This window comes from Streptomyces sp. NBC_01351 (assembly GCF_036237315.1).
Classification (GTDB): Bacteria; Actinomycetota; Actinomycetes; order Streptomycetales; family Streptomycetaceae; genus Streptomyces.
The window spans coordinates 5,831,170-5,857,222 of the sequence record NZ_CP108356.1 but is presented as its reverse complement, the minus strand read 5'-3'; the positions used below and the strand labels follow the sequence as shown (position 1 = coordinate 5,857,222).

23 protein-coding genes are annotated in these 26,053 nt (G+C 72.8%); 14 read left to right on the top strand and 9 right to left on the bottom strand.

What is annotated here, in order from left to right:
- Positions 1-12 precede the first annotated feature (12 nt).
- The gene (locus OG625_RS26980) at positions 13-1,917 is read left to right on the top strand and encodes a serine/threonine-protein kinase (protein WP_329386125.1); all 1,905 of its coding nucleotides are present in this window, start codon (positions 13-15) and stop codon (positions 1,915-1,917) included.
- Here the strand turns inward: OG625_RS26980 and OG625_RS26975 are convergent.
- The 3 genes from OG625_RS26975 to OG625_RS26965 form a co-directional block, all read right to left on the bottom strand.
- On the bottom strand, positions 1,914-2,324 hold the full coding sequence (locus tag OG625_RS26975; RefSeq protein WP_329386123.1) for a hypothetical protein: 411 nt from the start codon (positions 2,322-2,324) through the stop codon (positions 1,914-1,916). The genes OG625_RS26980 and OG625_RS26975 overlap by 4 nt on opposite strands.
- A 308-nt stretch (positions 2,325-2,632) precedes the next feature.
- Positions 2,633-3,190 (bottom strand): hypothetical protein, encoded by a 558-nt coding sequence (locus OG625_RS26970; protein WP_329390981.1) that lies wholly within the window; start codon positions 3,188-3,190, stop codon positions 2,633-2,635.
- Between the two features lie 108 nt (positions 3,191-3,298).
- Entirely contained in the window at positions 3,299-3,940 is a 642-nt protein-coding gene (locus OG625_RS26965; protein ID WP_329386122.1) for a hypothetical protein, read from the bottom strand.
- Between the two features lie 118 nt (positions 3,941-4,058).
- Between OG625_RS26965 and OG625_RS26960 the strand changes: the two genes are divergently transcribed.
- Positions 4,059-4,361 (top strand): hypothetical protein, encoded by a 303-nt coding sequence (locus OG625_RS26960; RefSeq protein ID WP_329386120.1) that lies wholly within the window; start codon positions 4,059-4,061, stop codon positions 4,359-4,361.
- A 16-nt stretch (positions 4,362-4,377) separates the two neighbouring features.
- On the opposite strand, the gene OG625_RS26955 is transcribed toward OG625_RS26960, so the two are convergent.
- The 3 genes from OG625_RS26955 to OG625_RS26945 form a co-directional block, all read right to left on the bottom strand.
- Positions 4,378-5,460 carry a prenyltransferase gene (locus tag OG625_RS26955; protein ID WP_329386118.1) on the bottom strand — a complete coding sequence of 361 codons (1,083 nt, stop codon included), beginning with the start codon at positions 5,458-5,460 and terminating at the stop codon, positions 4,378-4,380.
- Positions 5,457-6,245: a class I SAM-dependent methyltransferase gene (locus OG625_RS26950; RefSeq protein WP_329386116.1), complete on the bottom strand. Its 789-nt coding sequence runs from the start codon at positions 6,243-6,245 to the stop codon at positions 5,457-5,459. Before OG625_RS26950 ends, OG625_RS26955 begins: the two co-directional genes overlap by 4 nt.
- 75 nt (positions 6,246-6,320) lie before the next feature.
- The gene (locus OG625_RS26945; RefSeq protein WP_329386114.1) at positions 6,321-7,640 is read right to left on the bottom strand and encodes a glycosyltransferase family 4 protein; all 1,320 of its coding nucleotides are present in this window, start codon (positions 7,638-7,640) and stop codon (positions 6,321-6,323) included.
- A 258-nt stretch (positions 7,641-7,898) separates the two neighbouring features.
- On the opposite strand from OG625_RS26945, the gene OG625_RS26940 reads away from it, so the two are divergent.
- From OG625_RS26940 to pyrF, 3 genes are all read left to right on the top strand, one after another.
- The gene (locus tag OG625_RS26940) at positions 7,899-8,534 is read left to right on the top strand and encodes a TetR family transcriptional regulator (protein ID WP_329386112.1); all 636 of its coding nucleotides are present in this window, start codon (positions 7,899-7,901) and stop codon (positions 8,532-8,534) included.
- A gap of 646 nt (positions 8,535-9,180) precedes the next feature.
- The gene (locus OG625_RS26935) at positions 9,181-9,684 is read left to right on the top strand and encodes a hypothetical protein (RefSeq protein ID WP_329386110.1); all 504 of its coding nucleotides are present in this window, start codon (positions 9,181-9,183) and stop codon (positions 9,682-9,684) included.
- Between the two features lie 17 nt (positions 9,685-9,701).
- The gene (gene pyrF / locus OG625_RS26930; protein ID WP_329386108.1) at positions 9,702-10,397 is read left to right on the top strand and encodes an orotidine-5'-phosphate decarboxylase; all 696 of its coding nucleotides are present in this window, start codon (positions 9,702-9,704) and stop codon (positions 10,395-10,397) included.
- A 546-nt stretch (positions 10,398-10,943) separates the two neighbouring features.
- On the opposite strand, the gene OG625_RS26925 is transcribed toward pyrF, so the two are convergent.
- Together OG625_RS26925 and OG625_RS26920 are read right to left on the bottom strand one after the other, a co-directional pair.
- Complete coding sequence (locus OG625_RS26925) at positions 10,944-11,177, bottom strand: ferredoxin (RefSeq protein ID WP_329386106.1); 234 nt, start codon at positions 11,175-11,177, stop codon at positions 10,944-10,946.
- Positions 11,178-11,180: 3 nt separating this feature from the next.
- Positions 11,181-12,659 (bottom strand): aldehyde dehydrogenase, encoded by a 1,479-nt coding sequence (locus OG625_RS26920; protein WP_329386104.1) that lies wholly within the window; start codon positions 12,657-12,659, stop codon positions 11,181-11,183.
- A gap of 182 nt (positions 12,660-12,841) precedes the next feature.
- Here OG625_RS26920 and OG625_RS26915 point away from each other — a divergent pair, with 182 nt between their 5' ends.
- The 7 genes from OG625_RS26915 (at position 12,842) to OG625_RS26885 (ending at position 21,633) form a co-directional block, all read left to right on the top strand.
- The gene (locus OG625_RS26915) at positions 12,842-13,906 is read left to right on the top strand and encodes an MBL fold metallo-hydrolase (RefSeq protein WP_329386102.1); all 1,065 of its coding nucleotides are present in this window, start codon (positions 12,842-12,844) and stop codon (positions 13,904-13,906) included.
- Positions 13,907-14,260: 354 nt separating this feature from the next.
- Positions 14,261-15,520 carry a prenyltransferase/squalene oxidase repeat-containing protein gene (locus OG625_RS26910; protein ID WP_329386100.1) on the top strand — a complete coding sequence of 420 codons (1,260 nt, stop codon included), beginning with the start codon at positions 14,261-14,263 and terminating at the stop codon, positions 15,518-15,520.
- Positions 15,520-16,245, top strand: coding sequence for an SCO2322 family protein (locus tag OG625_RS26905; protein WP_329386098.1), 726 nt, complete (start codon positions 15,520-15,522; stop codon positions 16,243-16,245). Before OG625_RS26910 ends, OG625_RS26905 begins: the two co-directional genes overlap by 1 nt.
- Positions 16,246-16,661: 416 nt before the next feature.
- Entirely contained in the window at positions 16,662-17,900 is a 1,239-nt protein-coding gene (locus OG625_RS26900) for an energy-coupling factor transporter transmembrane component T (protein WP_443067909.1), read from the top strand.
- The gene (locus OG625_RS26895; protein WP_329386096.1) at positions 17,897-19,981 is read left to right on the top strand and encodes an ABC transporter ATP-binding protein; all 2,085 of its coding nucleotides are present in this window, start codon (positions 17,897-17,899) and stop codon (positions 19,979-19,981) included. The genes OG625_RS26900 and OG625_RS26895 overlap by 4 nt, the downstream gene beginning before the upstream one ends.
- Positions 19,978-20,892: an ECF transporter S component gene (locus OG625_RS26890; RefSeq protein ID WP_329386094.1), complete on the top strand. Its 915-nt coding sequence runs from the start codon at positions 19,978-19,980 to the stop codon at positions 20,890-20,892. The genes OG625_RS26895 and OG625_RS26890 overlap by 4 nt, the downstream gene beginning before the upstream one ends.
- Before the next feature lie 336 nt (positions 20,893-21,228).
- Positions 21,229-21,633 (top strand): transglycosylase SLT domain-containing protein, encoded by a 405-nt coding sequence (locus OG625_RS26885; RefSeq protein WP_443067780.1) that lies wholly within the window; start codon positions 21,229-21,231, stop codon positions 21,631-21,633.
- 141 nt (positions 21,634-21,774) lie between these two features.
- Here OG625_RS26885 and OG625_RS26880 read toward each other — a convergent pair whose 3' ends face one another.
- The gene (locus OG625_RS26880; protein WP_329386090.1) at positions 21,775-22,944 is read right to left on the bottom strand and encodes a steroid 3-ketoacyl-CoA thiolase; all 1,170 of its coding nucleotides are present in this window, start codon (positions 22,942-22,944) and stop codon (positions 21,775-21,777) included.
- A 241-nt stretch (positions 22,945-23,185) separates the two neighbouring features.
- Here OG625_RS26880 and OG625_RS26875 point away from each other — a divergent pair, with 241 nt between their 5' ends.
- Complete coding sequence (locus OG625_RS26875) at positions 23,186-24,430, top strand: cytochrome P450 (protein WP_329386088.1); 1,245 nt, start codon at positions 23,186-23,188, stop codon at positions 24,428-24,430.
- A gap of 217 nt (positions 24,431-24,647) precedes the next feature.
- Entirely contained in the window at positions 24,648-26,042 is a 1,395-nt protein-coding gene (locus tag OG625_RS26870) for an FAD-binding oxidoreductase (protein WP_329386086.1), read from the top strand.
- Positions 26,043-26,053 lie beyond the last annotated feature (11 nt).

The following is a 26,053-nucleotide window of genomic DNA, read 5'->3' as shown; positions in this document are numbered from 1 at the left end:
AACGGGGCTGACGTGTTAGAGCTGACGGGGAGCGGCGCCGAGCCGCTGGAGCCGGAGGATCCGCGCCAGATCGGGCAGATCCCGCTGGCGGGCCGGCTGGGGGCCGGCGGTATGGGACGGGTGTACCTCGGGGTCCAGGACGGCCGGTACGTCGCCGTCAAACAACTACTGGCCTCCGTCGTCGGCGAGGACAAGGACTTCGTGCGCCGCTTCGGGCACGAGCTGGACAACCTCGCCCGCCTCCCCGAGGGGGCCACCGCCCCCCTCCTCGGCAGCGACCGCGACGCCCGGCCCCCGTGGTTCGCCACCGCGTACGTCCCCGGGCTCACCCTGCGCGAAGCCCTGGAGCTGAACGGCAGCCCCCTGCCCGCGGACGCCCTGTGGCTGCTGCTGCGGGAGGCGGCGGCCGGCCTGGCGCAGGTGCACGCGCTGGACATGGTGCACAGGGACCTCAAGCCGTCCAACGTCATGCTGACCGTCGACGGCCTCACCCTCATCGACTTCGGCGTCGCCCGGGCGGCCGAGCAGTCCCAGCTGACCCGGACCGGCATGGTGGTGGGCACACCCGCCTACATGGCACCCGAACAGGCCTCGGGCACCCGGGGGTTGAGCGGCGCCACCGACATCTTCGCGCTGGGCTCGGTCCTCGCGTACGCGGCGAGCGGACGGCCGCCCTTCGGCGACGAGTCGGGGCACGGCGTGCTGTACCGCATCGTCCACGAGCAGCCCGACCTGGAGCCGCTGCGGGAGCTCGCACCGGACCTGGCCGACCTCGTCGCCACCTGCCTCGCCAAGGACCCGTCGGACCGCCCCACCGCCGCGGATCTCCTCGAACACGCCACGCGGCAGGGCCCGTTCGCGGCCCCGCTGTGGCCGGGCCCCGTCCACGAGCGGCTGTCCGAGCGGGCCGCCTTCGCCGCGGACGTCCAGGAGATCGACCAGCCGACGCTCCCGCTCGCGGGCGGAACGCCGGAAGCGGAGAAGGCGCCGGCGGCCGAGGACCCGACCGAAAATCCGGAACCGGAGGTCATACCCCCGGCCACCCCCACGCCCACCCCCACGACGCCCGAACCACGCCCGGAACGCCGCCGCCGCATCCGCGTCGTCCTCGCGGCCGTCCCCGTCGTCGTGGTCGCGGGCGGTACGACCCTGGCCATCCAGTACCTGCCGAACGTCTCCTCCCCGCCGCCCGCGGCCGGCAGCGCCCCGCAGTCCTCCGTATCGGCTCCCGCCGACCCGGCGGGCGCGGCACCGGCCGGCACCTCGTCGGGACCGGCATCACCCTCCCAGTCCCCGGCGGAGGGCAAAACCGAGGACGGCGCCCAGAACGCGCAAGGCGGGGCGGGCGACCCCAACGCCTCGGGCGCCGGCGGCACCGGCACCGGCACCGGCACCAGCGCAGGCACCGGAACCGGAACCGGAACCGGCCCGAGCGGCGGCGGCAGCCAGAACGGCGGCTCCTCAGGCACCAACACCGGCACGGGGACCTCCGCAGGTCCCGCCCCCTCCCCGCCCCCGACCACCCCGAAGACCACGACCGCCCCGCCGCCCGCCTCCGGCACCCACCGCTTCCGCAACGGCTCCAACGGCAAGTGCATCAGCCAGGTCTACGGCTCCTCGAGCTTCGGTGAATGCACGGACTCGAGCACTCAGTGGACCGTCCAGAGCCGGCCCGACGGAAGCTTCAAGCTGGTCAACAAGCAGAGCGGCGGCTGCCTGTACTCCAACGGGCTCGGTCAGGCCGTCTTCGTCGGCACCTGCTCCTCCCAGGACACCAGCCAACTGTGGCGCAACGGCTCCGGCGGCAGCCTGGTGGCCGACCTCGGCGGCGGCTGCCTCGACCTGGGCATGACCAGCGGCCTGGTGACGTCGAGCTGCGTCGGGGACGCCTCGCAGCGCTGGACCAAGCAGAGCTAGCCGGTGGTCTCCGGGACCTCGGGGGCGTCGTCCTGCGGCAACGCGCCCAGCAGCTCCCGCAGGTCCAGCGGCATGACGGCGATCTCCATCGTCCCGCCGCCCTCGTAGGCGCAGGTCACGATCCGCGAGCCGGGGTTGATGGAGATCCCCTCCCGCACGGAGGGGGCCCGCACCGCGGTGGCGCGGCCACCGGGCAGCGGCACGGGCTCGCCCCGCCCCGGGACCCAGCGGGCCGCGCCCTGGTCGACGTACAGCCGGCCGGACCGCCAACGGCCCTCGCCGGCCGGCCGCCGCGCCATTCCCGGGATCCCGGGAATGGGCCCGGCGGCCACCCGGCTCAGGTGCTTGCGCCGCATCAGCCAGCCGACCCCGGCCGCGCCGGCCGCCATCACCACGTACTCGATCATGCGGCCATTGAAACAGCCGGGCCCGTCCAGTCTGGTGCCCCGCCGGACCGGCCGAGGCCGGCGTGTGCCGGGCGCCCCCGCAGGCCCGGACAGGGCTGGCTACGCGTCATGGTGCCCCCGCCGGCCCGGACGGGGCCGGGTGTGCGGTGGGGCGTCCCCGCAGGGCGTCGAACACAACCACCCTCGGCCCACCGACCCCCCGACACGTTCGACGCCCGAGGAGACGCCCCGGCGCGCTCCCGGACCCGGCCGGGCCGGCACCACACCGACCCCGCCCCGGCAGAGCCCGCGCCGAAGCGAGCCGCGCCCTAGCCGCCCAGCTCCGACGCGCTCGGAACCTTGTCCGTGACCTCCGCGCCCGCGCTCTTCCCGGCGTCCTTCACGTTGTTGATGATGTTCTCGAAGGCGCCGACGTCGGCCTCGCCCGCCTCGCCCTTGCGCAGCTTCGTACCGAGGTCCTTGAGGGAGTCGATGCCCGCCGTCAGCGGGGCGACCGCCTTCGACAGCAGCTCGTCCCCCTTAGCGTTGTTCACGGCCGCCTTGAGCCGGTTGTACGTGAACGCGCCCGCGAGGCCCGCCTTGACGAGCGCGAACTTGCGGCCGTCCGCGCCCTCCTTGAACTTGCCCTCGCGGTACGGCTTGACGATCCACTGGTACGTCGCCCCGGCCGCGAGCCCGGCGTTGGCGACGAACCGCGTCTTCGCGAACTTCTGCGCCTCTTCCGCGCTGGTCGGCGTGGCCGTCCCCGTCACGGTCGTCGCGCTGGTGTCCTTGTTTTCGCTGCCGCACGCGGTGGTCCCGGCGATCAGCGCGGTGGACAGCAACACCGCGGCCAGGGCGCGGCGGAGTCGGGCGGTACGGGGTATGGACACGGGTGCCTCCGGGGGCTGGGGGATCTTCCGCAGCCTCGCCCGGGGCGCCCGGTTCCGCCACTCGGGGGACCCGTTCGGGGCCCCTTCCGGCCCCCTCCCCCGCTACCCGCCCAGCTGGGAGAGGCTCGGGACCTTGTCCGTGACCACGGCGCCCGCGTCCTTGCCCGCGTTCTTGACCCCGTCGATCACGTCCTGGAAGGCGTCGATGTCGGAATCACCCGCCTCGCCCTTGCGCAGCTTGGTGCCGAGCCCCTTGAGGGAGGCAATGCCGGCCGTCAGCGGGCCCATCGCCTTCGACAGCAGCGGGTCGCCCTTGGCGTTGTCGGCGGCCGCCTTGAGCCGGTTGTAGGCGAAGGCGCCCGCGAGGCCCGCCTTGATGAGCGCGAAGGTACGGCCCTTGGCGCCCTTCTTGAACTTGCCCTCGCGGTACGGCTTGACGATCCACTGGTACGTCGCCCCGGCCGCGAGCCCGGCGTTGGCGACGAAGCGCGTCTTGGCGAACTTCTGCTTCTCGGCGGAGGTACTGGGCGAGGGCGTCGGGGCGGCCGCCTCGTCCGCCTCTCCGGCGGCCGGCAGGGCGGCGGCGAGGGCCGCCAGCTCGGCGGCCGAGGCCATGGAGATCTGGCCCCCCTGGGCCTCGGTGGAGCCGCCACCGCCGCTGCCGCACGCGGTGGCTCCGGTGAGCAGCGCGGTGGACAGGAGCACTGCCGTGAGGGCTCGGCGGAATCGGACAGTCGTGGGCACGGACACGGTTTCCTCCGGGGACTGAGGCGTCCCCCGCACCCTCCCCCCGCCCCTGAGGAGGCGCAACTCGGCGGACCCGTTCGGGTTTACGACCCCAACGGGCGGCAAGACGCGCAGCATGCCCACACACACGCGAGTAAGAACCCGAGGAAGCAATCAGGCGGGCCGGGCCGTCGCCCTGGTGGCGGACATGCTCGCCCTCGTGATCGTCCTGTGGATCCTGCTCTACCTGCTGGACGCCAACCAGGGCAACGAGCTGGTCGCCTTCGTCCACGACGCCGCCAGTTGGCTGGCCGGCTGGTCCTACGACCTGTTCACCTTCAGCCGCGAATGGGTCCAGGTCGTCATCGGCTACGGCCTGGCAGCAGTGGTCTACGTCCTGGTCGGCCACGCCGTCGCCGGCTGGCTCTACCGCCGTTGAGGCCGTCCCGTCCCGATCAGTCGCAACAGTCCGGCTCAAGCCCGGCCGGGAGCGAGGTCCCGCCGAACACCTGGGTGGTGGCCTCGTCCCCGCCCAGCGCCGCGACGGCCAACAGCAGCGACCCGGCCGTCCAGGTGGTCTGCTCGACCGGCCAGACCGCCTTGTCCTGGAACACGTAGCCCGTCCAGTACATGCCGTTGTCGGCGCGCAGGTGCCCGATCGACCGCAGGATCTCCAGCGCCCGGTCCGACTCCCCCGTCGCCCACAGCGCGAGCGCCAGCTCGCAGGACTCCCCGCCCGTCACCCACGGGTTCGGCAGGACGCACCGCACGCCGAGGTCCGGGACCACGAACTCGTCCCACCGCTCCTCGATGCGCGCCTTCGCCTCGGCGCCGGTCAGGGCGCCGCCGAGGACCGGGTAGTACCAGTCCATCGAGTAGTGGTTCTTGTCGAGGAACCGCTCCGGGTGGCGGCGTATCGCGTGCCGCAGCGCGCCCACCGCGAGCTCCCAGTCGGGCTGCGGCTCCTCGCGGTGCTCGGCGACGGCCAGCGCGCAGCGCAGCGCCTGGTGGATGGAGGAGGACCCGGTGAGCAGGGCGTCGGTGACGGCCGTGCCGTCCGGCTCCCGCTTCCAGCCGATCTGGCCGCCGGGCTGCTGGAGGGCGAGCACGCACTCGATGGCCGCGTAGACGGTCGGCCACATCCGGTCGAGGAAGGCGTCGTCGCCGGTGGCGAGGTAGTGGTGCCACACGCCGACGGCTATGTACGCCGTGAAGTTGGACTCCCGGCTCGCGTCCTGCGGCTGCGCGGTGTCGACGCCGTCCGCGCGGTCGGCGTAGGCCGCGTACCAGGAGCCGTCCTCGTTCTGGTGCCGGGCCAGCCACGCGTAGGCGCGCTCGGCGGCCTCGTGCTCGCCGGCCACGTCCAGGGCCATCGCGGCCTCGGTGTGGTCCCACGGGTCGAGGTGGTGGCCGCGGAACCACGGGATGGCCCCGTCGGCGCGCTGCCCGGCGAGGATGCCCGCGGCGGTCTCGGCGGCCTGCTCGGCCGTCAACACCCCGTCGAGGACGAGGTGTTCGGTGCGCTCCGGCGAGCTCACTTGGCTGCGCCCGCAGCGTCCGCGGAGCCCGCGGCGGCCGCGTCGCCCACGGCTGCCGCGGCGTCCACGGGGAGGTGCGGCTTGGTCGCGTACGCCACGAAGCTCTTGCCGATGACCGGGTTGAGGGCCTGCTCGGCGAGCCGCGTGAGCGCGGGCTTCTTCATGATGTCCCAGACCAGGAGCTTGTGGTACGCCTTGACGGGCAGCGCCTTGTCGTTGTCGACGCCGAAGGCGCACTTGAGCCACCAGTACGGGGAGTGCAGCCCGTGCGCGTGGTGGGTGCCGTACGGCTTGAGGCCGGCCGCCTCCATCTTGCCGAGCAGTTCGTCCGCCTTGTAGATGCGGATGTGCCCGCCCTCGACCTCGTGGTACGCGTCGCTCAGCGCCCAGCAGATCTTCTCGGGGCCGTAGCGGGGGACGGTGATCGCGATGCGCCCGCCGGGCTTGAGCACGCGCACCATCTCGGCGAGCACGCCCTTGTCGTCGGGGATGTGCTCCATGACCTCGGAGATGATGACGACGTCGAAGGAGTCGTCGGGGAAGGGCAGCGCGAGCGCGTCGCCCTCCATGGCGGTGGCGGTGGCGCCGGCCGGGGCCTCACCGGCCTCCTTCATCGCCGCGAACCACTTGGCGACCTCGCGGATCTCCTCGCCGTTGCGGTCGAGCGCGACCACCTGGGCGCCGCGCCGGTAGCACTCGAAGGCGTGCCGGCCTGCGCCGCAGCCCAGATCGAGCACGCGGTCGCCTGCGGCGAGCGGGAACCGGGAGAAATCGACGGTCAGCACGGGGTCCTGCCTTCGCGGTCGCGGGGGTGGTGAGGGAGAAGCGGAGTCTGGTGGAACGTCACCGCGGACGGCGGGTCACCGTGGGCGGCGGGTGCGGGCGGCAGCGGCCTGCTCGATGGCGGCGCGGTAGTGCGCGGCCGTGCCCTCGGCGGCCTTGGCCCAGGTGAACCGGGTCAGTACCCGCTCCCGCCCGGCGGCGCCGAGCCGCGCGCGCAGCTCCGGGTCGCCGAGCACCCGGCCCAGCGCGACGGCCAGCGCGCCCGCGTCGCCCGGGGGCACCGCGAGGCAGCTCTCCCCGTCGGGGCCGGTGACCTCGGGGATCGCCCCGCCGGTCGTGGCGACGAGCGGGGTGCCGGTGGCCATGGCCTCGGCCGCCGGCAGGGAGAAGCCCTCGTACAGCGACGGCACACAGGCGACCTGTGCACTGCGCACCAGGTCCACGAGCTCGGTGTCGGTGATCCCCTTGACGAAGCGGACCGCGTCCTGGAGCCCGTACGTCTCGATGGCGCGGGCGACGGGGCCCTGCTCGGCACGCTTGCCGACGACGACGAGGTGCGCGTCGGGCTGCTCGGTACGCAGCTTCGCCAGTGCCTCGACGAGGTGCACGAGCCCCTTGAGCGGGACGTCGGCACTGGAGGTGGTGACGATGCGGCCCGGGACCTCGGCGACGGAGGGGTCCGGCGACCAGAGATCCGTATCGGCGCCGATGTGCACGACGTGGATCCGCTCGTCGCGCACACCGAGGTGCTCGGCGATCTCCTGCCTGGAGGACCCGGACACGGTGAGCACGGAGGGCAGCCGCCGCGCGACGCGCCCCTGCATGCGCGTGAACCCGTACCAACGGCGCACGGAGGCCCGCCGCCTGCGGTCCTTGGCGGCGGCGAGGTCGAGCTTGCGGTCCACGGTGATGGGGTGGTGGATCGTGGTCACCAGGGGCGCGCCCAGGTCGCCCAGCAGGCCGTACCCCAGGGTCTGGTTGTCGTGGATGACGTCGAACTCCCCGGCGCGGGCGGCCAGATGCCGCCGGGCCCGCAGGGAGAAGGTCAGCGGCTCGGGGAAGCCCCCGGTCCACATGGTGCCGACCTCCAGGGCGTCGATCCAGTCCCGGTACTCGCCGCGCTTCGGCGTGCGGAAGGGGTCGGGCTGCCGGTAGAGGTCGAGGCTGGGGAGCTCGGTCAGCGTGGCACCCGTGTCGAGGACGGGGTACGGCTGCGCGCCGATGACCTCGACGGAGTGCCCCAGACGTACGAGCTCGCGCGAGAGGTGGCGGACGTAGACGCCCTGGCCGCCGCAGAACGGGTTCCCCTTATAGGTGAGGAGTGCGATGCGCAGCGGGCGGTCGCCGTCGGTGGCGGAACCCGCGAAAGGGCTCGTCACCATGGCCTCAGCGGTCACTCTCGGCCCCCTTCATCCCTGCACTTTCGCCGGAGCGTAACCGCTCGGATAATGTAGAACAAGTTGCAGACTTGATCCGTTGAAGACCATTGAATCTACCGGCCGGAAACCACACCGTAAGAGGCGGAGCAGGTGATTCGCGCCACGACTCCGACGCCTGAGATGCTGGCCCCGAACCAGTCCACACCCGCCTCACGCACACCCCCCGCAACGACACGGAACACGACGGACCGCGACGGAACGCCAGGAACGGGACACATGACACCGGAAGCGAAGAACCTCGCCACCACAGTCACCACACCGGCGTCCCCTCCCCTGACGGAGCGCCAGGAGGCGCGCCGCCGCCGGATCCTGCACGCCAGCGCCCAGCTGGCCAGCCGTGGCGGCTTCGACGCGGTGCAGATGCGCGAGGTCGCGGAGTCCTCCAGCGTCGCCCTCGGCACCCTGTACCGCTACTTCCCGTCCAAGGTGCACCTCCTGGTCGCGACCATGCAGGACCAGCTCCAGCACATGCACACCACGCTGCGCAAACGCCCCCCGGCCGGCGACGACCCGGCGGCCCGGGTCGCAGAAACCCTGATGCGCGCCTTCCGCGCCCTCCAGCGCGAGCCGCAGCTGGCCGACGCCATGGTCAGGGCCCTCACCTTCGCGGACCGCAGCGTGAGCCCCGAGGTGGACACGGTGTCCCGGCTCACCACGGCGATCATCCTGGACGCGATGGGCCTGGACGCCCCGCCGACGGCGGAACAGCTCTCGGCGGTCCGGGTCATCGAACACACCTGGCACTCGGCCCTGATCACCTGGCTCTCGGGCCGCGCCTCCATCGCCCAGGTCAAGATCGACATCGAAATGGTCTGCCGCCTGATCGACCTGACGTCACCGGAAAAGTCCTGAAGCTGCCGTAGGGGGGCGGGGTGGGGGGACGGGTCCAGGCGCGGGTGGGGTACGGGTCCACGCGCGGGCGGGGCCGTGCTGTGGGGCGGGGTCGGGGGCTCGGGGGTTGGCGGGACCTTCACCGGGCGGAATCAGGGAGGGCTTGGGGGTTTCCCGTCAGTCTCATCGTCCTTCCGTGTCGTGACGGCCTGTCAAGGGCGCTCCTCCTTCGTCGTCGCGTCGCTTCGCGATGGCCTTCGGCCACCCTTGACAGACCGCCCCGCCCCGGAAAAACGAAGACTGCCGGGAAACCCCCAAAAGAACGGGCCGGGCCAGTACTTCCAAGGACGGGCCCGTCAGGGATCTCCGACCCTGCTCCGGGAGGAGGCAGGCCCGGCCCCGGGCCCTCCGCCCCGGCCTCCGGGCCGGGCAGTCGGCCGGCCGTCATCAAACAGCGACCACAAGCACCCCAGCCCCCTTCAGGCGCGTCAGATCGCTACGCGCTCCTCCATGACGGCGTCCGCCGCCCGTCTTGGGCTGGTACCCGCACCAAACAGCGACCAGGAGCACATCAGCACCCGACAGGCGCGACAGATCGCTACGCGCTCCTCATGTCTCGGCGCCCGACGGCCGTCTGGGGCTTGTGTCTCCGACGTAGCCTCTCCGGGTGACCGATGAAGCCGATGTCTGGAAGCGATTCACCTGTCTCTTGCCCACCGCCGACGCCGATGAAGTCCAGGGATGCCGGGGCATCGGGGAACAGGAGGCGGGGCTGGATCTGCTGGTGGGAGCCCTACTCAAGCACCAGGTGCCCCTCAGCGAAACCACGCGGGCGGAGATCTCCGTCGTGGCCGAGACGTGGGGAGTGCGGGAAGCAGTCTCTCCTCGCCTCCTGGACTGCCCTGGTGATGGCCTGCCCGCTGCCCTGCTCCTGGTCGAAGGCCCCTACACCCTCGAACTCATCGACCCAAAACTGGCCGGCTTCCTCCTCGTCCCTTGGATTCGCTGCACGGCCTCCGGTCGTCTTCTGATCCGTGCTCATGCCGAAGAGCCCTGGGGGCTCTCCCTCATCCCCGAGCACTACGCCGTCCTGGCCTCCGAACAGGGGCCATCACTCCGGCTCTTCGACTCCTCCGCCGCCTGGGAGGCTCTTCAGGAACTCGCATCCTGATCGCTGACAATGGCGGCGTGGAGTCAACCGATCAGATCATCGTCGCTTTGGATTTCGACAGCCGTCGAGCGGCTGAGCAGGTCGTCGACCTCCTGGGTGACGAGTGCCGTTTCTACAAGGTCGGGTTGGAACTGCTCACAGCGGCCGGACCCGACCTCATCCGGTCCCTCGTCGCCAAGGGCAATGAGGTCTTCCTGGACCTGAAGCTCTTCGAGATCCCGAACTCCGTTGCCGGCGCGGTCCGTGCGGCAGGGACACTGGGCGCGTCGATGGTGACGGTCCATGCCATGGGCGGCACCGACATCATGGCCGCCGCTGTCACCGCAGCCCGAGACTTCCCTCGCCTACGTGTCCTGGCCCTGACCGTGGTCACCAGCATGACCGGCTCCGACCTCGCCGACATCGGCGTCAATGCGTCCACTGAGGAACAGGTACTGCGCCTGGCCAGGCTGGCCGACGACGCCGGATGTCACGGCGTGATCGCATCACCTCAGGAAGCCGCGCACCTGCGACATGCGCTGGGATCCGATTCCCTGATCGTCACGCCCGGCGTCACGCTGCCCGGCGTATCACAAGCAGAGCACGCCCGACCCGGAACACCACGTGCCGCCATGGCCGCCGGTGCGTCACACATCGTCGTGGGCCGTTCGGTCACCCGTGCCGAAGACCCCGTGGCAGCGCTCCGACTCATCCGCGCCGACTTGGGTGTGTGACCAGCCCCAGACGGCCGTCGGGCGCCGAGATGTGAGGAGCGCGTAGCGATCTGTCGCGCCTCTCGGGTGCTGATGTGCTCCTGGTCGCTGTTTGGTGCGGGTACCAGCCCAAGACGGGCGGCGGACGCCGTCGTCGAGGAGCGCGTAGCGATTGGTGGCGCCTGTCGGGGGCTGGGGTGCTTGTGGTCGCTGTTTGGCGAGGGCCGGCCGACTGCCCGGCCCGGAGCCCGAGGGGGCGGGCCCGGGCTGGGGCCTGCCCCCTGCCGAAGCAGGGCCGGACATCCCCGACCGCCCCGCCCCTTTCCTTTGTCCCCCGGCCCGTTCTTTTGGGGGTTTCCCGGCAGTCTTCGTTTTTCCGTGGCGGGACGGTCTGTCAAGGGTGGCCGAAGGCCATCGCGAAGCGACGCGACGACGAAGGAGGAGCGCCCTTGACAGGCCGGCCCGACACGGAAGGACGATGAGACTGACGGGAAACCCCCAAGCCCTCCCTGATTCCGTTCAGTGAAGGTCCCGCCAACCCGAACCCCACCCCCGCCCCCGCCCCCCCTACTCCTCCGGCGGGAACACCGGTTCGCCCGTCTCCGCCAGGGTGATCATGATGGCCTCCACCGGGCAGCCCTCCGCCGCCGTCAGGATCGGTTCGTTCGCGTCCGACTCCGGGGTGCGGGGGTGGGATTGGCGTGCCGAGTCCAGGACGAAGCCGTCCGGGGCGTGGTTGACGCACATGCCCGAGCCGATGCAGACGCCCCGGTCCACCTCGACCTGCCAGCGGTCACCCATCGCTCACTCACCGGCCCCGGCAGCGCCCGATGAATACCCGGCCGGCAGGTGGATCATCTTGTGTTCCAGGTACTCGGACAGGCCCTCCGGGCCGAACTCCCGCCCCACGCCGCTGTTCTTGTAGCCGCCGAAGGGGCCGAGCATGTCCAGGCTGAAGGTGTTGACGTTGAAGGTGCCCGTGCGCACCTGCCGTGCGAAGTCGATGCCGTGCTCGACGTCGCCGGTCCAGACGCTGCCGCTCAGTCCGAACTCCGAGTCGTTGGCCACCCGTACCGCCTCCGCCTCGTCCCCGTACGGGATCAGGCAGACGACCGGGCCGAAGATCTCCTCCTGGGCGATCCGCATCGAGTTGTCCACGTCGCCGAAGAGGGTGGGCTCCACGTACCAGCCCCGCTCCAGGCCGGCCGGGCGGCCGCCGCCGGAGAGGACCTTGGCGCCCTCCTCCTGGCCGATGCGGATGTAGTCCAGCGAGCGCTGCTGCTGGCGCTGGGCCACGAGCGGGCCGAGCTGGGTCGCCGGGTCGAGCGGGTCGCCGACGACGAGCGCCCCGGCGGCCGCCGCGAGGGCCTCGGCCACCTCCTCGTAGCGGCTGCGCGGGGCGAGGACGCGGGTCTGGGCGACGCACGCCTGGCCGTTGTTCATCCAGGCGGCCGGGACGATGCCCGCGATGGTGGTGTCGAGGTCCGCGTCCGGCAGGATCACGGCGGCGGACTTGCCGCCGAGTTCGAGGGTGACGCGGGTCAGGTTGCGCGCGGCGACCTCCATCACGCGCTTGCCGGCGGCGACGGAGCCGGTGAAGGCGACCTTGTCGACGCCGGGGTGGCCGACCAGGTACTCGCTGACCTCGCGGTCGGCGGGCAGGATCGACAGCACGCCCTCGGGCAGGCCCGCCTCCCGGGCGATGTCGGCCAGGATGTAGGAGTCCAGCGGGGCTTCCGGCGAGGGCTTGAGGATGACCGTCGAGCCGGTGAGCAGGGCAGGCGCGAGCTTGGCCGCGGCCACGAACTGCGGGACGTTCCACGGGATGACGGCCGCCACGACGCCCACGGGCTCGCGGCGCACCAGGATCGGGCCGAGCACGCCCGCGCGGCGCTCCTCGTACGGGTAGGCGCGCGCGACGGTGATCGCGGCGTCGTAGACCATCATCGGGCCGAGCGCCTGGGCGAGGATGCTCCAGGAGTACGGGGAGCCGTTCTGGGAGCTGATCGAGCGGGCGATCTCCTCGTGGCGGACGGCGATGGCGTCCTTGATCCGGGAGACGACGGCGATGCGCTCGTCCAGGGTCATCCGCGGCCAGGGGCCCTCGTCGAAGGCCTTGCGGGCGACGGCCACGGCGCGGTCCACATCCGCCTTCGAGGCGTGCGGGACGGAGCCGATGACCTGCTCGGTGTGGGGGGAGACGATCCGGATCGTGTCGGTGCCCAGCGGATCCGTCCACTCCCCGCCGATGAACAGTTGTCCGTGTTCCACGAGCTCGGTCATGGCTGAGGCCTCCTGCGGCTTGGCGTTGCAGAACTGATACCAGTTCTAGTTCTAGGAGTCCACGGCCAGGACAGAAGAGCGGAGAAGATCCAACGACTAGTCAGGAAGCCGGAGAAGTGGTCGACTTGGGCTACTAGTGGAACACGTTCTTATTCGAGCTCGGTCGAGGCAGGGGACGGCGCATGGCAGCAGAGGACGCAGCAGAGGACACTGCACACACCACCGATCACGGCGGCGGCGTGTGGGGGATCAAGGTCCCCATCCCCGACAACCCGCTCGGCCACACCCTCGTCCACGTCCTCGACACCGACCGCGGCCCGGTCCTCGTCGACACCGGCTGGGACGACCCCGAGTCCTGGGACACCCTCGTCGCCGGCCTCGCCGCCCTCGGCATCGCCGTCGCCGACGTCCACGGCGTCGTCATCACCCACCACCACCCCGACCACCACGGCCTGTCCGGCCAGGTCCGCGAGGTGTCCGGGGCGTGGATCGCCATGCACGCCGCCGACACCGAGGTCGTCGTACGCACCCGGGCCTCCGAACCGGGCGTGTGGTTCGACTACATGAGCGAGAAGCTCGCCGCCGCCGGAGCCCCCGAGGCGCACATCGCCCCGCTCCGCGCCGCCCGTACGAGCGGCCGGATGCGGACCCTGCCCGGGCTGCGGGCCGCCGTCCCCGACCGGGAGATCGTCCCCGGCGAGCTGCTCCCCCTCGCCGGGCGCCGGCTGCGCGCGATCTGGACCCCCGGCCACACCCCCGGCCACGTCTGCCTCCACCTGGAGGAGACCCACCCGGCGAACCTCCCCGGCAACGGCCGCCTCTTCTCCGGGGACCACCTGCTGCCCGGGATCTCCCCGCACATCGGCCTGTACGAGGACCCGCAGAGCGACCGGGTCACCGACCCCCTCGGCGACTACCTCGACTCCCTCGAACGCATCGGCCGCCTCGACCCGGCCGAGGTGCTCCCCGCCCACCAGCACGCCTTCACCGATGCGCCCGGCCGCGTGCGGGAGCTCCTCGACCACCACGAGGAGCGGCTGACCGGGCTGTGGGCGCTGCTCGCCGAGCCGCTGACCCCGTGGGGGCTGGCCGAGCGGATGGAGTGGAACCGGCCCTGGGAGCAGATCCCGTACGGCTCCCGCAACATCGCCGTCTCGGAAGCGGAGGCCCACCTGCGGCGGCTCGTGAAGCAGGGCCGCGCGGAGGCCGTCCCGGGCACGGACCCGGTGACGTACCGGGCGCTGTAGGCGACCGCCCGGGAGGGGCGGTACCAGACGCGGCACGGGGCGCGCCCCCCAGTGGCTGGTAAGGGGCGCCGGGGCCCGGTGCCACCGTGCCCGCAGGCTACGGGCCGGTACAGTGAGCGGGTCGTCCTCACTTCCGTACGGGGGGAAGCCGGTGCGAATCCGGCGCTGACCCGCAACCGTGACACGCCCCGGCTCCTGTCGGGCGGAGAGCCGGAATGCCCCGTACCGGAGGTGCGCGGCTCGTGCCGCCGGGTCCTCCGGCGGCCGGCACCGTCGAGGTAAACGGAGCCGGAGCCCGGTGCCTTCGCGTGCCTGCCTCCAGTTCCCCCAGCAGGAGAGGCACCACCCGCCCCCATGAACGTCCGCCGCAGCGCCGCCACGCTCGCCGCCTCCGCCGTGCTCTGTGTGGGTGCCGCCCCCGCAGCCCTCGCCGACACCGCGTCGCCCTCCCCGTCCGCACCGCCGGTGGTCCCCTCGGGTCTGTACGGCAAGAACGACCCGACGTACGACGGCGTGTGGCGCCAGTCCTTCGCGCTGCTCGCCCAGCACACCGTCGGCGTGAAGCCCGCCCAGCAGGCCGTGGACTGGCTCGTGGGCCAGCAGTGCGCGAACGGCGGTTTCGCCGCGTTCCGCGCGGACGCCTCCGGGGCGTGCGAGGCGACGACGATGTTCGACACGAACGCCACCGCAGCGGCCGTCCAGGCGCTGAAGGCGCTCGGCGGCCAGGACGCGGCGGTCAAGAAGGGCACGGACTGGCTGAAGGCGGTCCAGAACGAGGACGGCGGCTGGTCCTACGTCCCCGGCTCCCCGAGTGACGCCAACTCCACCGCCTTGGTGATCAGCGCCCTCGCGGTCGCGGGCGACAAGCCCGCCGAGGTGAAGTCGAAGGCGGGCAAGTCGGCCTACCAGGGCCTGGCCGCCTTCCAGCTCGGCTGCGCCACCGACCCGGCCACCGACCGGGGCTCCTTCGCCTACCAGCCGGTCGACGGCAAGCTGATCGCCAACGCCGACGCCACCGCCGCGGCGGCACTGGCCGGCCTCGGCAAGGGCTCGGCCGTGGCCCTGTCCTCGACGGACACCCCCGCCGCGCCGCTGACCTGCCCGGCGGCCTCCGCCGACGTGGCGGCCGACCCGGCGGCCCTGGCCCAGGGCGCGGCCGGATACCTGGCCGAGGCCCTCAAGAAGGACGGCCACCTCACGGCGGTCACCCCGGGCGCGGACCAGCCGACCCCGGACACCGGCAACACCGTCGACGCGGTGATCGCCCTGGCCGCGGCCGGGCACAAGCAGTCGGCGGCGGGTGCGCTGGAGTGGCTCAAGGGCAACTCGGCGGAGTGGGCGAAGGGCAACCCGGCGGGCCTCGGCACGCTGATCCTGGCCGCGCACGCGACGGGCACGGACCCGAAGGCCTTCGGCGGCACCGACCTCGTGTCGGCGCTGAACGCGACCGGCCCGGCGCCGCAGGGCGCGGACTCGGCCGCGACCGACGTCGACGCCGAGAAGGACAAGCCGTCCGGCGGCCAGAGCGTCTGGTGGATCATCGGCGCGGGCGCCGCGGCCGGCGTGGGCATCGGCATCCTGCTGAGCGGCCGCCGCAAGAAGAACCAGCTCTGATGCGTCGCCGCCGCCTCCCGCTCCGCATATCCGTACGCACACCGCTGCTCGCCGTGCTGCTCGGCGCCGTCCTGGCCGTACTGGCCGCGTCCCCGGCGCTGGCTTCGAGCTACCGCTACTGGTCGTTCTGGGACGGTGGGGCCGGCGCGGCCGGCGCGGCCGGCGCGGCCGGCGCGGCCGGCGGCGGACCCTGGTCGTACGCCCAGGTGGGCCCCTCTATGGCCCGCCCGGCGGACGGTTCCGTGCAGGGTTTCCGCTTCGCGGTGAGCAAGGACGCGGCCGCGGAGGCGGCGCAGCCGCGGGCGGCGGCGGACTTCTCGGCGATCTGCGGGGCGACCCCGGCGGCCGAGGGGAAGAAGCGGGTGGCGCTGGTCGTCGACTTCGGCCTCCCGGCGGACGCCCCCTCGGGCGAGGCCCCGCCGCAGGAGGCCCCGCGCACGGCCTGCGCGGTGGTGGCCCCGGAGGCCTCGACCGCGGAGGCCCTCGCCTCGGTGGCGAAGCCGCTGCGCTACAACGGCGCGGCGATGCTGTGCGCGGTCTCGGGCTACCCGAAGCAGGGCTGCGGCGAACCGCTGGCCGACGGCCCGACACCATCGGCGTCCCCCGCCGTGGCCGCACCGGCCGCGGACGAGGGCGGCCCGTCGGCGGGCCTCGTGGCCGGCCTCGCGGCGGTGGCCGCCCTGGCCGCGGCCGGCATCTGGCAGTCCCGCCGCCGCGCCCGATGACGGGCCCGACGCCGGGCCCGGCCGGGCCGGCGGGGCAGCCACTGTCCGAGCCCGCCCGCGCCACCGTCTCCCGGGGCTCCGCCCCGGACCCCGCTCCTCAATCGCCGGAGGGGCTGGATTTCCGCTCGGCGGAACCCGCATCGCCCGCGAGGCAAACGGGCCCGCAGGGCGACGGCACCGCGCAGGGCGCTGACGGCGAAGACGTCCGCGCCGGGGCCGGCGCGAGGCTGCGCGGCCCGCACCTCTCGGCTGACGGCGGCGAAAATCCAGCCCCTCCGGCGTTTGAGGAGCTGGGGGCACCCCCAGCGGTAGCTGGGGGAGGGTCTGGGGGCGGAGCCCACAGGATCGGGAAGGGGCGGGGAGGGGACGGCTCCGCGCAGCGGCAACCCGCACCCCGCCCCGGCCTGCCGGCCCGCCTGCTCCGCCGGAGCAAGCCCACCCCCGCCCCCACCGGACCCGCACCCGGCGACACGCGACCGGCCCGGCGGAGCCCCGCCGCAGCGGGTGAGCCCCCGCACCAGCCGACGTACAAGTACAAGAAATGGCAGGCTCCGCTCGCCGGCCGGGCGACGGCCCTGCACGCGGGGGCCTGGTGGCTGTGGGCGCTCGGGCTGGCCACCGCCGCCTCGCGGACCACCAACCCGCTGCTCCTCGGGCTGATCGTCGGCGTCGCCGGGTACGTGGTCGCGGCCCGCCGCACGGACGCGCCGTGGGCGCGCTCCTACGGGGCGTTCCTCAAGCTCGGTCTGTTCGTCATCGGCCTGCGCCTCGTCTTCTCCATGCTGCTGGGCTCCCCCATCCCCGGCTCGCACACCCTCTTCACCCTCCCGGAGGTCCCGCTGCCCGCGTGGGCGCAGGGCATCCGGTTCGGCGGCAAGGTCACCGCCGAGCAGCTCGTCTTCGCCTTCTACGACGGCGCCAAGCTGGCCGCCCTCCTGGTCTGCGTCGGCGCCGCGAACGCCCTCGCGAACCCGGCGCGGCTGCTGAAGTCGCTCCCGGCCGCCCTGTACGAGGCGGGCGTCGCCGTGGTCGTCGCCATGACGTTCGCGCCGAACATGGTCGCCGACGTCGTCCGCCTGCGCACCGCCCGCCGGCTGCGCGGACGCCCCACGGGCGGGGTGAAGGCGATCCTCCAGATCGGCCTGCCCGTCCTGGAGGGCGCCCTGGAGCGCTCCGTCGCCATCGCCGCGTCGATGGACGCCCGCGGGTACGGGCGCACCGCCGACGTCCCTCCCGCCGTGCGGCACACCACCAACGTCCTCACCCTCGGCGGTCTGCTCGGCATGTGCGCCGGCACGTACGGGCTGCTGGCCGCGGAGGGCGCCGCGTACGGGCTGCCCGTGCTCGGCATCGGTCTGCTGCTGGCCCTCGGGGGCCTGCGGCTGGGCGGTCGCCGGTCGGTGCGGACCCGCTACCGGCCCGACCGCTGGGGGCCGCGCGCCTGGCTGGTCGCCGGATCGGGTGCGACCGTCGCCGCGCTCCTCGTCTACGCGGGCACGCGCGACCCTGCCGCCCTGCACCCGGGCGTGGTGCCCCTGGTCGCGCCCACGCTCCCGCTCTGGCCGGCGGCGGCGATCCTGATCGGCCTGCTGCCCGCCTTCGTGGCACCCGTACCGCCCGTACCGCCCGTACCGCCCAAGGAGACATCCCGTTGATCCGCTTCGAGCAGGTGTCCGTCACCTACGACGGCGCGGCCGGCCCCTCCCTCCAGGGCGTCGACCTGGTGATCCCGGAGGGGGAGCTGACCCTCCTCGTCGGCCCGTCGGGGGTCGGCAAGTCCACCCTGCTGGGTGCCGTCTCCGGGCTGGTCCCGCACTTCACGGGCGGCACCCTGCACGGCCGGGTGACGGTCGCGGGCCGCGACACCCGCACCCACAAGCCGCGCGAGCTCGCGGACGTGGTGGGCACGGTAGGCCAGGATCCCCTCGCGCACTTCGTGACGGACGTGGTGGAGGACGAGCTGGCGTACGGCATGGAGTCCCTGGGCCTGGCCCCCGCGGTGATGCGCCGGCGGGTGGAGGAGACCCTGGACCTGCTCGGCCTGAACGAACTGCGCGACCGCCCCATCGCGACGCTCTCCGGCGGGCAGCAGCAGCGGGTGGCGATCGGCTCGGTGCTGACCCCGCACCCGAAGGTCCTGGTCCTGGACGAGCCGACGTCCGCGCTGGACCCGGCGGCGGCGGAGGAGGTCCTGGCGGTGCTCCAGCGCCTGGTCCACGATCTCGGCACCACCGTCCTGATGGCGGAGCACCGGCTGGAGCGGGTGGTCCAGTACGCCGACCGGGTGCTGCTCCTGCCCGCCCCGGGCGCGGAGCCCGTCCTCGGCTCCCCGGCGGAGGTCATGGCCGTCTCCCCGGTCCACCCCCCGGTGGTCTCCCTGGGCCACCTGGCGGGCTGGTCGCCGTTGCCGCTGTCGGTCCGCGACGCCCGTCGCGTGGCGGCGCCGCTGCGTACCCGTCTCGCGGCTGCGGGGAACCCCGCGCCCCTGCTGTCCGCTCCCGCCCGCGGCGCCGTTTCCCGGGGCTCCGCCCCGGACCCCGCTCCTCAATCGCCGGAGGGGCTGGATTTCCGCTCGGCGGAGCCCGCATCGCCCGCGGGGCAAGCCGGCCCGCAGGGCGCCGGCGCCGCGCAGAGCGCCAGTGCGGGACCTGGCGCGATGCTGCGCGGCCCGCACCTCTCCGCTGACGGCGGCGAAGATCCAGCCTCGCCGGCGTTTGAGGCGCTGGGGGCACCCCCAGCGGTAGCTGGGGGAGGGTCTGGGGGCGGAGCCCCCAGTTTCGGGAAGGGGCGGGGAGGGGACGGCTCCGCGCAGCGGCAACCCGCACCCCGCCCCGGCCTGCTGGCCCGCCTGCTCCGCCGGAGCCAGCCGCCGAGCCACCCCGCAACCGCAGCCGCCGGCACCGGCACCGGCACGGAAGCCGTGGCCGAGGCCCGGAACCTCGGGGTCCGCCGCGGCCGCACGGAAGTGCTCCGCGGAGTCACCCTCACCGTCGCGCCCGGCGAAACCGTCGCCCTCATGGGACGCAACGGCGCCGGCAAGTCCACCCTGCTCGCCGCCCTCGTCGGCACCGTCCCGCCCGCCACCGGCGAGGTGACCGTGGGGGGCCGCGCCCCCCACCGCACCCCGCCGCCGGAGATGGTGCGGCGCGTGGGTCTCGTACCGCAGGAGCCCCGCGACCTCCTCTACGCCGACACCGTCGCCGCCGAGTGCGCCGCCGCCGACTCCGACGCGGGCGCGGCCCCCGGTACCTGCCGCGCCCTGGTCACGTCACTGCTCCCGGACGTCCCCGACGACACCCACCCCCGGGACCTCTCGGAGGGGCAGCGCCTCGCCCTGGCCCTCGCCCTGGTGCTGACCGGCCGCCCCGCGCTGCTGCTGCTCGACGAGCCGACCCGCGGTCTCGACTACGCCGCCAAGGCCCGGCTGATCGAGATCCTCCGCGGTCTCGCCGCCGAGGGCCACGCCATCGTCCTGGCCACCCATGACGTGGAGCTCGCCGCCGAGCTGGCCCACCGCGTGGTGATCCTGGCGGGCGGGGAGGTCGTCGCGGACGGCCCGACCGCCGAGGTGGTCGTCTCCTCCCCCGCTTTCGCGCCGCAGGTCGCGAAGGTCCTGGCCCCGGGCCACTGGCTCACGGTGAGCCAGGTCGCCGAGGCCCTGGCGGCCCCGCCGCAAGCGCATCGACCCCCTGAACCCCCGACTGCGGGAACCGCCCCCGGGACGGCCCCCGCATGAGCCTTCCCCCGACCCCCGGAGCGACCGGCGGAGCGACCGGCAGGGCGACCCGCGGCGCGACCCGCCCCGTCCGCATCGGCCCCCGCGCCGCCGTCGCCCTCGTGCTCGTCACCCTCATCGGCATCGCCGCCTTCGGCTGGCCGCTCCTCGCCGACGGGCAGTCCGGGCTCGCGCACTCCCAGGACGCCCCCTGGCTCTTCGCCGCACTGCTCCCCCTCCTGGTGGCCGTCGTGGTCGCGACCATCGCGGACAACGGCATGGACGCCAAGGCGGTGGCGATGCTCGGCGTGCTCGCGGCCGTCGGGGCGGCGCTGAGGCCGCTGGGCGCGGGTACGGCCGGCCTGGAGCCCATGTTCTTCCTGATGGTGCTCAGCGGGCGCGTCCTCGGGCCGGGCTTCGGTTTCGTCCTCGGCTCCGTGACGATGTTCGCGTCCGCCCTGCTCACCGGCGGTGTCGGCCCGTGGATGCCGTTCCAGATGCTGGCGCTCGGCTGGTTCTCGCTGGGCGCCGGGCTGCTGCCCGGTCCGGAGCGGATACGGGGTCGGGCGGAGCTGCTGATGCTGGCGACGTACGGCTTCGTGGGCTCGTTCGCGTACGGCACGATCATGAACCTGCAGGGCTGGGTGATCCTGCAGGGCATGGGCCAGGGCGTCTCCTTCCATCCGGGGGACCCGGTGGCGGCGAACCTCGCGCGCTTCGTCGCGTACTGCCTGGCGACTTCGCTGGGCTGGGATCTGGGGCGGGCCGCGCTGACCGTCGTCCTGACGCTCACGCTGGGGGCCACGCTGCTGAAGGCTCTGCGGCGGGCGACTCGGAAAGCTGCCTTCGACGCGCCCGTTTCCTTCGATTCCGGGGTCCGAAGCGCCCTCGACCACGCCCCCGAAAGGGGTACGAACGGCGACAGAGGGTGAGATTCGGGGCTCTCAGCGGTGACCCGCCCCACAGGACCCAGGTCACATACGAACCTGAATAGTAGTCCTTAAGCACCCCATATGACCCCCTTCGCACCGCCCTTCACCTGCGGAAACCCCGACCCCCACCCGGGCGGGACGTTCCGCCCCGGCTGCGAGGACCACTAGTAAGAGGGGTCTTTGCCAGGGGGTCCGGGCGTCTGTAGAACTGGATGAGTCGCAAGGCGGCATGGGTGCTTCACCCGCCGCCGACGAACCCCTCTCCTCCGCGTGAGTGGCTCACGCATGTCTTCGACATGCCCGCGACCGTCCTTGTCCCCTTCGGAAGGTCCCTCCGTGTCCAACGCCGTCATCCGCCGCATCGCCGCTTCCAAGAAGACCCTCGCGGGTACCGTCCTCGCCCTGGGCGTCGCCGGTTCCATGCTTGCCGCGGTTCCCGCGCAGGCCGCCCCGATGAGCGCCAAGGCGATCGCCCAGCAGATGATCAAGGACCCGGCCCAGTTCGCCGCGTTCGACCGCATCGTCAAGCACGAGAGCGGCTGGGACTACCAGGCCACCAACTCCTCTTCCGGCGCGTACGGCCTGATGCAGGCCCTGCCGGCCTCGAAGATGTCCTCCGCGGGCACGGACTGGAAGACCAACCCGGCCACCCAGATCAAGTGGGGCCTGGACTACATGAACGAGCGCTACGGCAGCCCGGTCGAGGCCTGGAACTTCTGGTCCGCCAACCACTGGTACTAAGCCACCAGCCGCAGCAGCAGACATACGAGGGCCCCGGCGGCCGACCTCCCCAGGTCCGGCCACCGGGGCCTTCTGCATCCCATCCCACAGGGTTCAAAGGCGCCGATCGGGCGCTCGCGCGACGCTCACTAGCTCACGCGCTCACAGGCGCTGGATGATCGTCCCCGTCGCCAGCGCACCGCCCGCGCACATCGTGATCAGCGCGAATTCCTTGTCGCGGCGCTCCAGCTCGTGCAGCGCGGTGGTGATCAGTCGGGCGCCGGTGGCGCCGACGGGGTGGCCGAGTGCGATGCCGCCGCCGTTGACGTTGACCTTCTCCAGGTCCTGGTCGAAGACCTGGGCCCAGCTGAGGACGACGGAGGCGAAGGCCTCGTTGATCTCGACGAGGTCGATGTCCTTGAGGGACATCCCGGCCTTGCCGAGCACGGCCCGCGTCGCGTCGATCGGCCCGTCCAGGTGGTAGTGCGGGTCGGCGCCGACCAGGGTCTGGGCGACGATGCGGGCGCGCGGCTTGAGCTTGAGGGCCCGCGCCATCTTGCGGGAGGCCCACATCACGGCGGCGGCCCCGTCGGATATCTGCGAGGAGTTCCCGGCGGTGTGCACGGCGGTCGGCATGACCGGCTTGAGCCGGGCCAGGCCCTCCATGCTGGTGTCGCGCAGGCCCTCGTCCCGGTCGACCAGGCGCCACATGCCCTGTCCGGCGGCCTGCTCCTCCTCGGTGGTGGGCACCTGCACGGCGAAGGTCTCGCGCTTGAAGCGCTCCTCGGCCCAGGCGGTGGCGGCCCGCTCCTGCGAGAGCACCCCGAGCTTGTCGACGTCCTCGCGGGTCAGGCCCCGGTTGCGGGCGATGCGCTCGGCGGCCTCGAACTGGTTCGGGAGGTCGACGTTCCACTCGTCCGGGAAGGGCTTGCCCGGGCCGTGCTTGGATCCCGAGCCCAGGGGGACTCGGCTCATGGCCTCGACCCCGCAGGCGATGCCGATGTCCATGACCCCGCCGGAGATCATGTTGGCGACCATGTGGTTGGCCTGTTGCGAGCTGCCGCACTGACAGTCCACGGTGGTCGCGGCGGTCTCGTACGGGAGTCCCATGGCGAGCCAGGCGTTGCGGGCGGGGTTCATCGACTGCTCGCCGGCGTGGGTGACGGTGCCGCCGACGATCTGTTCGACGCAGTCGGGCTGGATTCCGGTTCGGGCGAGCAGTTCGCGGTAGGTCTCGCCGAGCAGGTAGGCGGGATGGAGGTTGGCGAGCGCGCCCCCGCGCTTGCCGATGGGGGTGCGTACGGCTTCGACGATGACGGGTTCCGCGGCCATGAGCTCGTCCTCTCCTGCACTGTGCCGGCGCGGCGGGCCGTCCCGGCGCCCCGCCCGAACTAGTACGCGTTCTAGTTCTCCCCGCAGTTTTATGACCTGGGGGCCCGCCACGCAAGGGTCTTGCACGCGGCCTGCACGGATTCCACACGCAACAGGTGCTGCGCCGACCCTTGTCACATCTAGAACTCGTTACTACCTTCAAGCCAACTTCTGATGGGCCGTCAGACTTTGGAGTCGCCCGATGTCCTGCCCCGCGCTGCCCGAAGGCTTCGACGCCACCGACCCCGACCTCCTCCAAAGCCGCGTCCCGCTGCCGGAGTTCGCGGAACTCCGGCAGACCGCACCGGTGTGGTGGTGCCCGCAGCCCCGGGGTGTCACCGGCTTCGACGACGAGGGCTACTGGGTCGTGACCCGGCACGCGGACGTCAAGTACGTCTCCACGCACCCGGAGCTCTTCTCCTCCACCACCAACACGGCGATCATCCGCTTCAACGAGCACATCCAGCGTGATGCGATAGATGCCCAGCGTCTGATCATGCTGAACATGGATCCGCCGGAACACACGCGCGTGCGCCAGATCGTGCAGCGCGGCTTCACCCCGCGCTCGATCCGCAGCCTGGAGGAAGCCCTGCGCGACCGCGCCCGGAAGATCGTCGAGGAGGCCGTCGCCGCCTCGGCCGACGGCAGCTTCGACTTCGTCACCCAAGTGGCCTGCGAACTCCCGCTCCAGGCCATCGCCGAACTGATCGGCGTACCGCAGAAGGACCGCGCCAAGATCTTCGACTGGTCGAACAAGATGATCGCGTACGACGACCCCGAGTACGCGATCACCGAGGAGGTCGGCTCCAACGCGGCGGTGGAGCTCATCGGTTACGCGATGAACCTGTCCGCCGAGCGCAAGGAGTGCCCGGCCCAGGACATCGTGACGCAGCTGGTGGCCGCCGAGGGCCAGGGCAACCTCGGCTCCGACGAGTTCGGCTTCTTCGTGCTGCTGCTGGCCGTCGCGGGCAACGAGACCACGCGCAACGCGATCAGCCACGGCATGCACGCCTTCCTGACCCACCCCGAGCAGTGGGAGCTGTACAAGGCGACCCGCCCGTCCACCGCCGCGGAGGAGATCGTCCGCTGGGCCACCCCCGTGGTGTCCTTCCAGCGCACCGCCACCCAGGACACCGAGCTGGGCGGCCAGAAGATCAAGGCGGGCGACCGGGTGGGGATGTTCTACTCCTCCGCCAACCACGACCCCGAGGTCTTCGAGAACCCGGACGCCTTCGACATCACCCGCGACCCGAACCCGCACCTGGGCTTCGGCGGCGGCGGTCCGCACTTCTGCCTCGGCAAGTCGCTGGCCGTGATGGAGATCGACCTGATCTTCAACGCGCTGGCCGACGCCCTGCCGGACCTGCGCCTGACCGGCGAGGCCCCGCGCCGCCTGCGCGCGGCCTGGCTGAACGGCATCAAGGAGCTCCGGGTCAGCCGCGGCTGACCCGTGAACCAGGACGGCAGGGGCCGCCTCCTCCCACGCCCCGGCCCCTGCCGTCCGTCGGCCCCGAGTGGCGCTCGTGCCGGGGCGGGCGGATCCTGACAGGACGCGGCGATCCACCGACGGGGTGCCGGGGCGGTGTGTCATTCCACCCCGGCACCCCGTCGGCGTTCCGCCGTCATCCGCCGCCACCCGCCGCCATCCCGGGTGAGGAGACACCATGTCCGCCACCGCGTTCGACGAGCTCGCCAAGGCCTTCCGGGGCCCCCTCGTACGGCCCGGCGACAGCGGCTACGAAGAGGGCCGGCGCATCTGGAACGGCTCCATCGACCGCCACCCCTCCCTCATCGCCTACTGCACCGGCGCGGCCGACGTGATCGCCGCCGTGCGCTGCGCCGGCCCCGCCGGCCCCGCGGCCGGGCTGCCCGTCGCGGTGCGCGGCGGCGGGCACAGCTTCCCCGGCCAGTCGGTGTGCGACGACGGCCTCGTCATCGACCTCTCCCTGATGAAGGGCATCCGGGTCGACCCCGCGACCCTCACCGTCCGCGCCCAGGCCGGGGTGCTCCTCGGCGAGCTGGACCACGAGACGCAGGCCTTCGGGCTGGCCGTGCCCGCCGGGATCGTCACCCACACCGGGCTGGCGGGGCTCACCCTCGGCGGCGGCATCGGCTGGCTGATGCGCAAGTACGGGCTCACCATCGACCAGCTGCTCTCGGTGGACCTGGTCACCGCCGACGGCACGCTCCTCAAGGCGAGCGAGGACGAGAATCCGGACCTCTTCTGGGGCGTGCGGGGCGGCGGCGGCAACTTCGGCGTCGTCACCGAGTTCGAGTTCCGGCTCAACCCGGTCGGGCCCGTCGTCCTTGCCGGTCCGATCGTCTGGAACATGGCGGATTCGGCCCGGCTGATGCGTTTCTACCGCGACTGGATCACCGACGTGCCGGACGACCTGACGACGGCCGTGATGCACCGCAAGGCGCCGCCGCTGCCGTTCGTACCGGCGGAGCTGCACGGGAAACCGGTGGTCATGGTGGTGTGCTGCTACGCCGGCCCGGTCGAGGAGGGCGAGGAGGTGCTGCGGGCGCTGCGCGGGTGGGGGCCGCCGCCCGTACTGGACCTGTGCGTGCCGAAGCCGTTCACCGAGCACCAGGCCATGTTCGACGCTTCGTTCCCGCACGGCCGCTGGTACTACTTCAAGTCCTGCGACGTGGACCGGCTCGGTGACGAGGTGATCGACACCGTCGCGGAGCACGCGGCGCGCATCGTCTCCCCGTTCACCGCCTTCCCGATCTTCCAGCTGGGCGGCGCCATCAGTGGTGTCGGCGAGGACGAGACGGCCTTCGGCGGGCGCGGCGCCGGCCACACCATCAACATCAACGGCACCTGCGAGGGCCCCGAGGGCTTCGAGCAGGAGCGGGAATGGGCGCGCGGCCTGTGGTCGGCGCTCGCGCCCCACCGGACGGGGGTCTACTCGAACTTCCTGATGGAGGAGGGCGAGGAGCGGGTCCGGGAGGCGTACGGGCCCGAGAAGTACCGCCGGCTGAGGGAACTCAAACGGCGCTACGACCCGGGCAACCTGTTCCGCCTCAACCAGAACATCCCGCCGGCCGCCTAGGCCGGGCGCAG

Bases quoted from the DNA above. Each gene is read 5' to 3' on its own strand.
- OG625_RS26975 (WP_329386123.1), bottom strand. From the start codon at position 2,324: ATGATCGAGTACGTGGTGATGGCGGCCGGCGCGGCCGGGGTCGGCTGG.
- OG625_RS26960 (WP_329386120.1), top strand. From the start codon at position 4,059: ATGCCCACACACACGCGAGTAAGAACCCGAGGAAGCAATCAGGCGGGC.
- OG625_RS26940 (WP_329386112.1), top strand. From the start codon at position 7,899: ATGACACCGGAAGCGAAGAACCTCGCCACCACAGTCACCACACCGGCG.
- OG625_RS26925 (WP_329386106.1), bottom strand. From the start codon at position 11,177: ATGGGTGACCGCTGGCAGGTCGAGGTGGACCGGGGCGTCTGCATCGGC.
- OG625_RS26920 (WP_329386104.1), bottom strand. From the start codon at position 12,659: ATGACCGAGCTCGTGGAACACGGACAACTGTTCATCGGCGGGGAGTGG.
- OG625_RS26915 (WP_329386102.1), top strand. From the start codon at position 12,842: ATGGCAGCAGAGGACGCAGCAGAGGACACTGCACACACCACCGATCAC.
- OG625_RS26910 (WP_329386100.1), top strand. From the start codon at position 14,261: ATGAACGTCCGCCGCAGCGCCGCCACGCTCGCCGCCTCCGCCGTGCTC.
- OG625_RS26905 (WP_329386098.1), top strand. From the start codon at position 15,520: ATGCGTCGCCGCCGCCTCCCGCTCCGCATATCCGTACGCACACCGCTG.
- OG625_RS26890 (WP_329386094.1), top strand. From the start codon at position 19,978: ATGAGCCTTCCCCCGACCCCCGGAGCGACCGGCGGAGCGACCGGCAGG.
- OG625_RS26880 (WP_329386090.1), bottom strand. From the start codon at position 22,944: ATGGCCGCGGAACCCGTCATCGTCGAAGCCGTACGCACCCCCATCGGC.
- OG625_RS26875 (WP_329386088.1), top strand. From the start codon at position 23,186: ATGTCCTGCCCCGCGCTGCCCGAAGGCTTCGACGCCACCGACCCCGAC.
- OG625_RS26870 (WP_329386086.1), top strand. From the start codon at position 24,648: ATGTCCGCCACCGCGTTCGACGAGCTCGCCAAGGCCTTCCGGGGCCCC.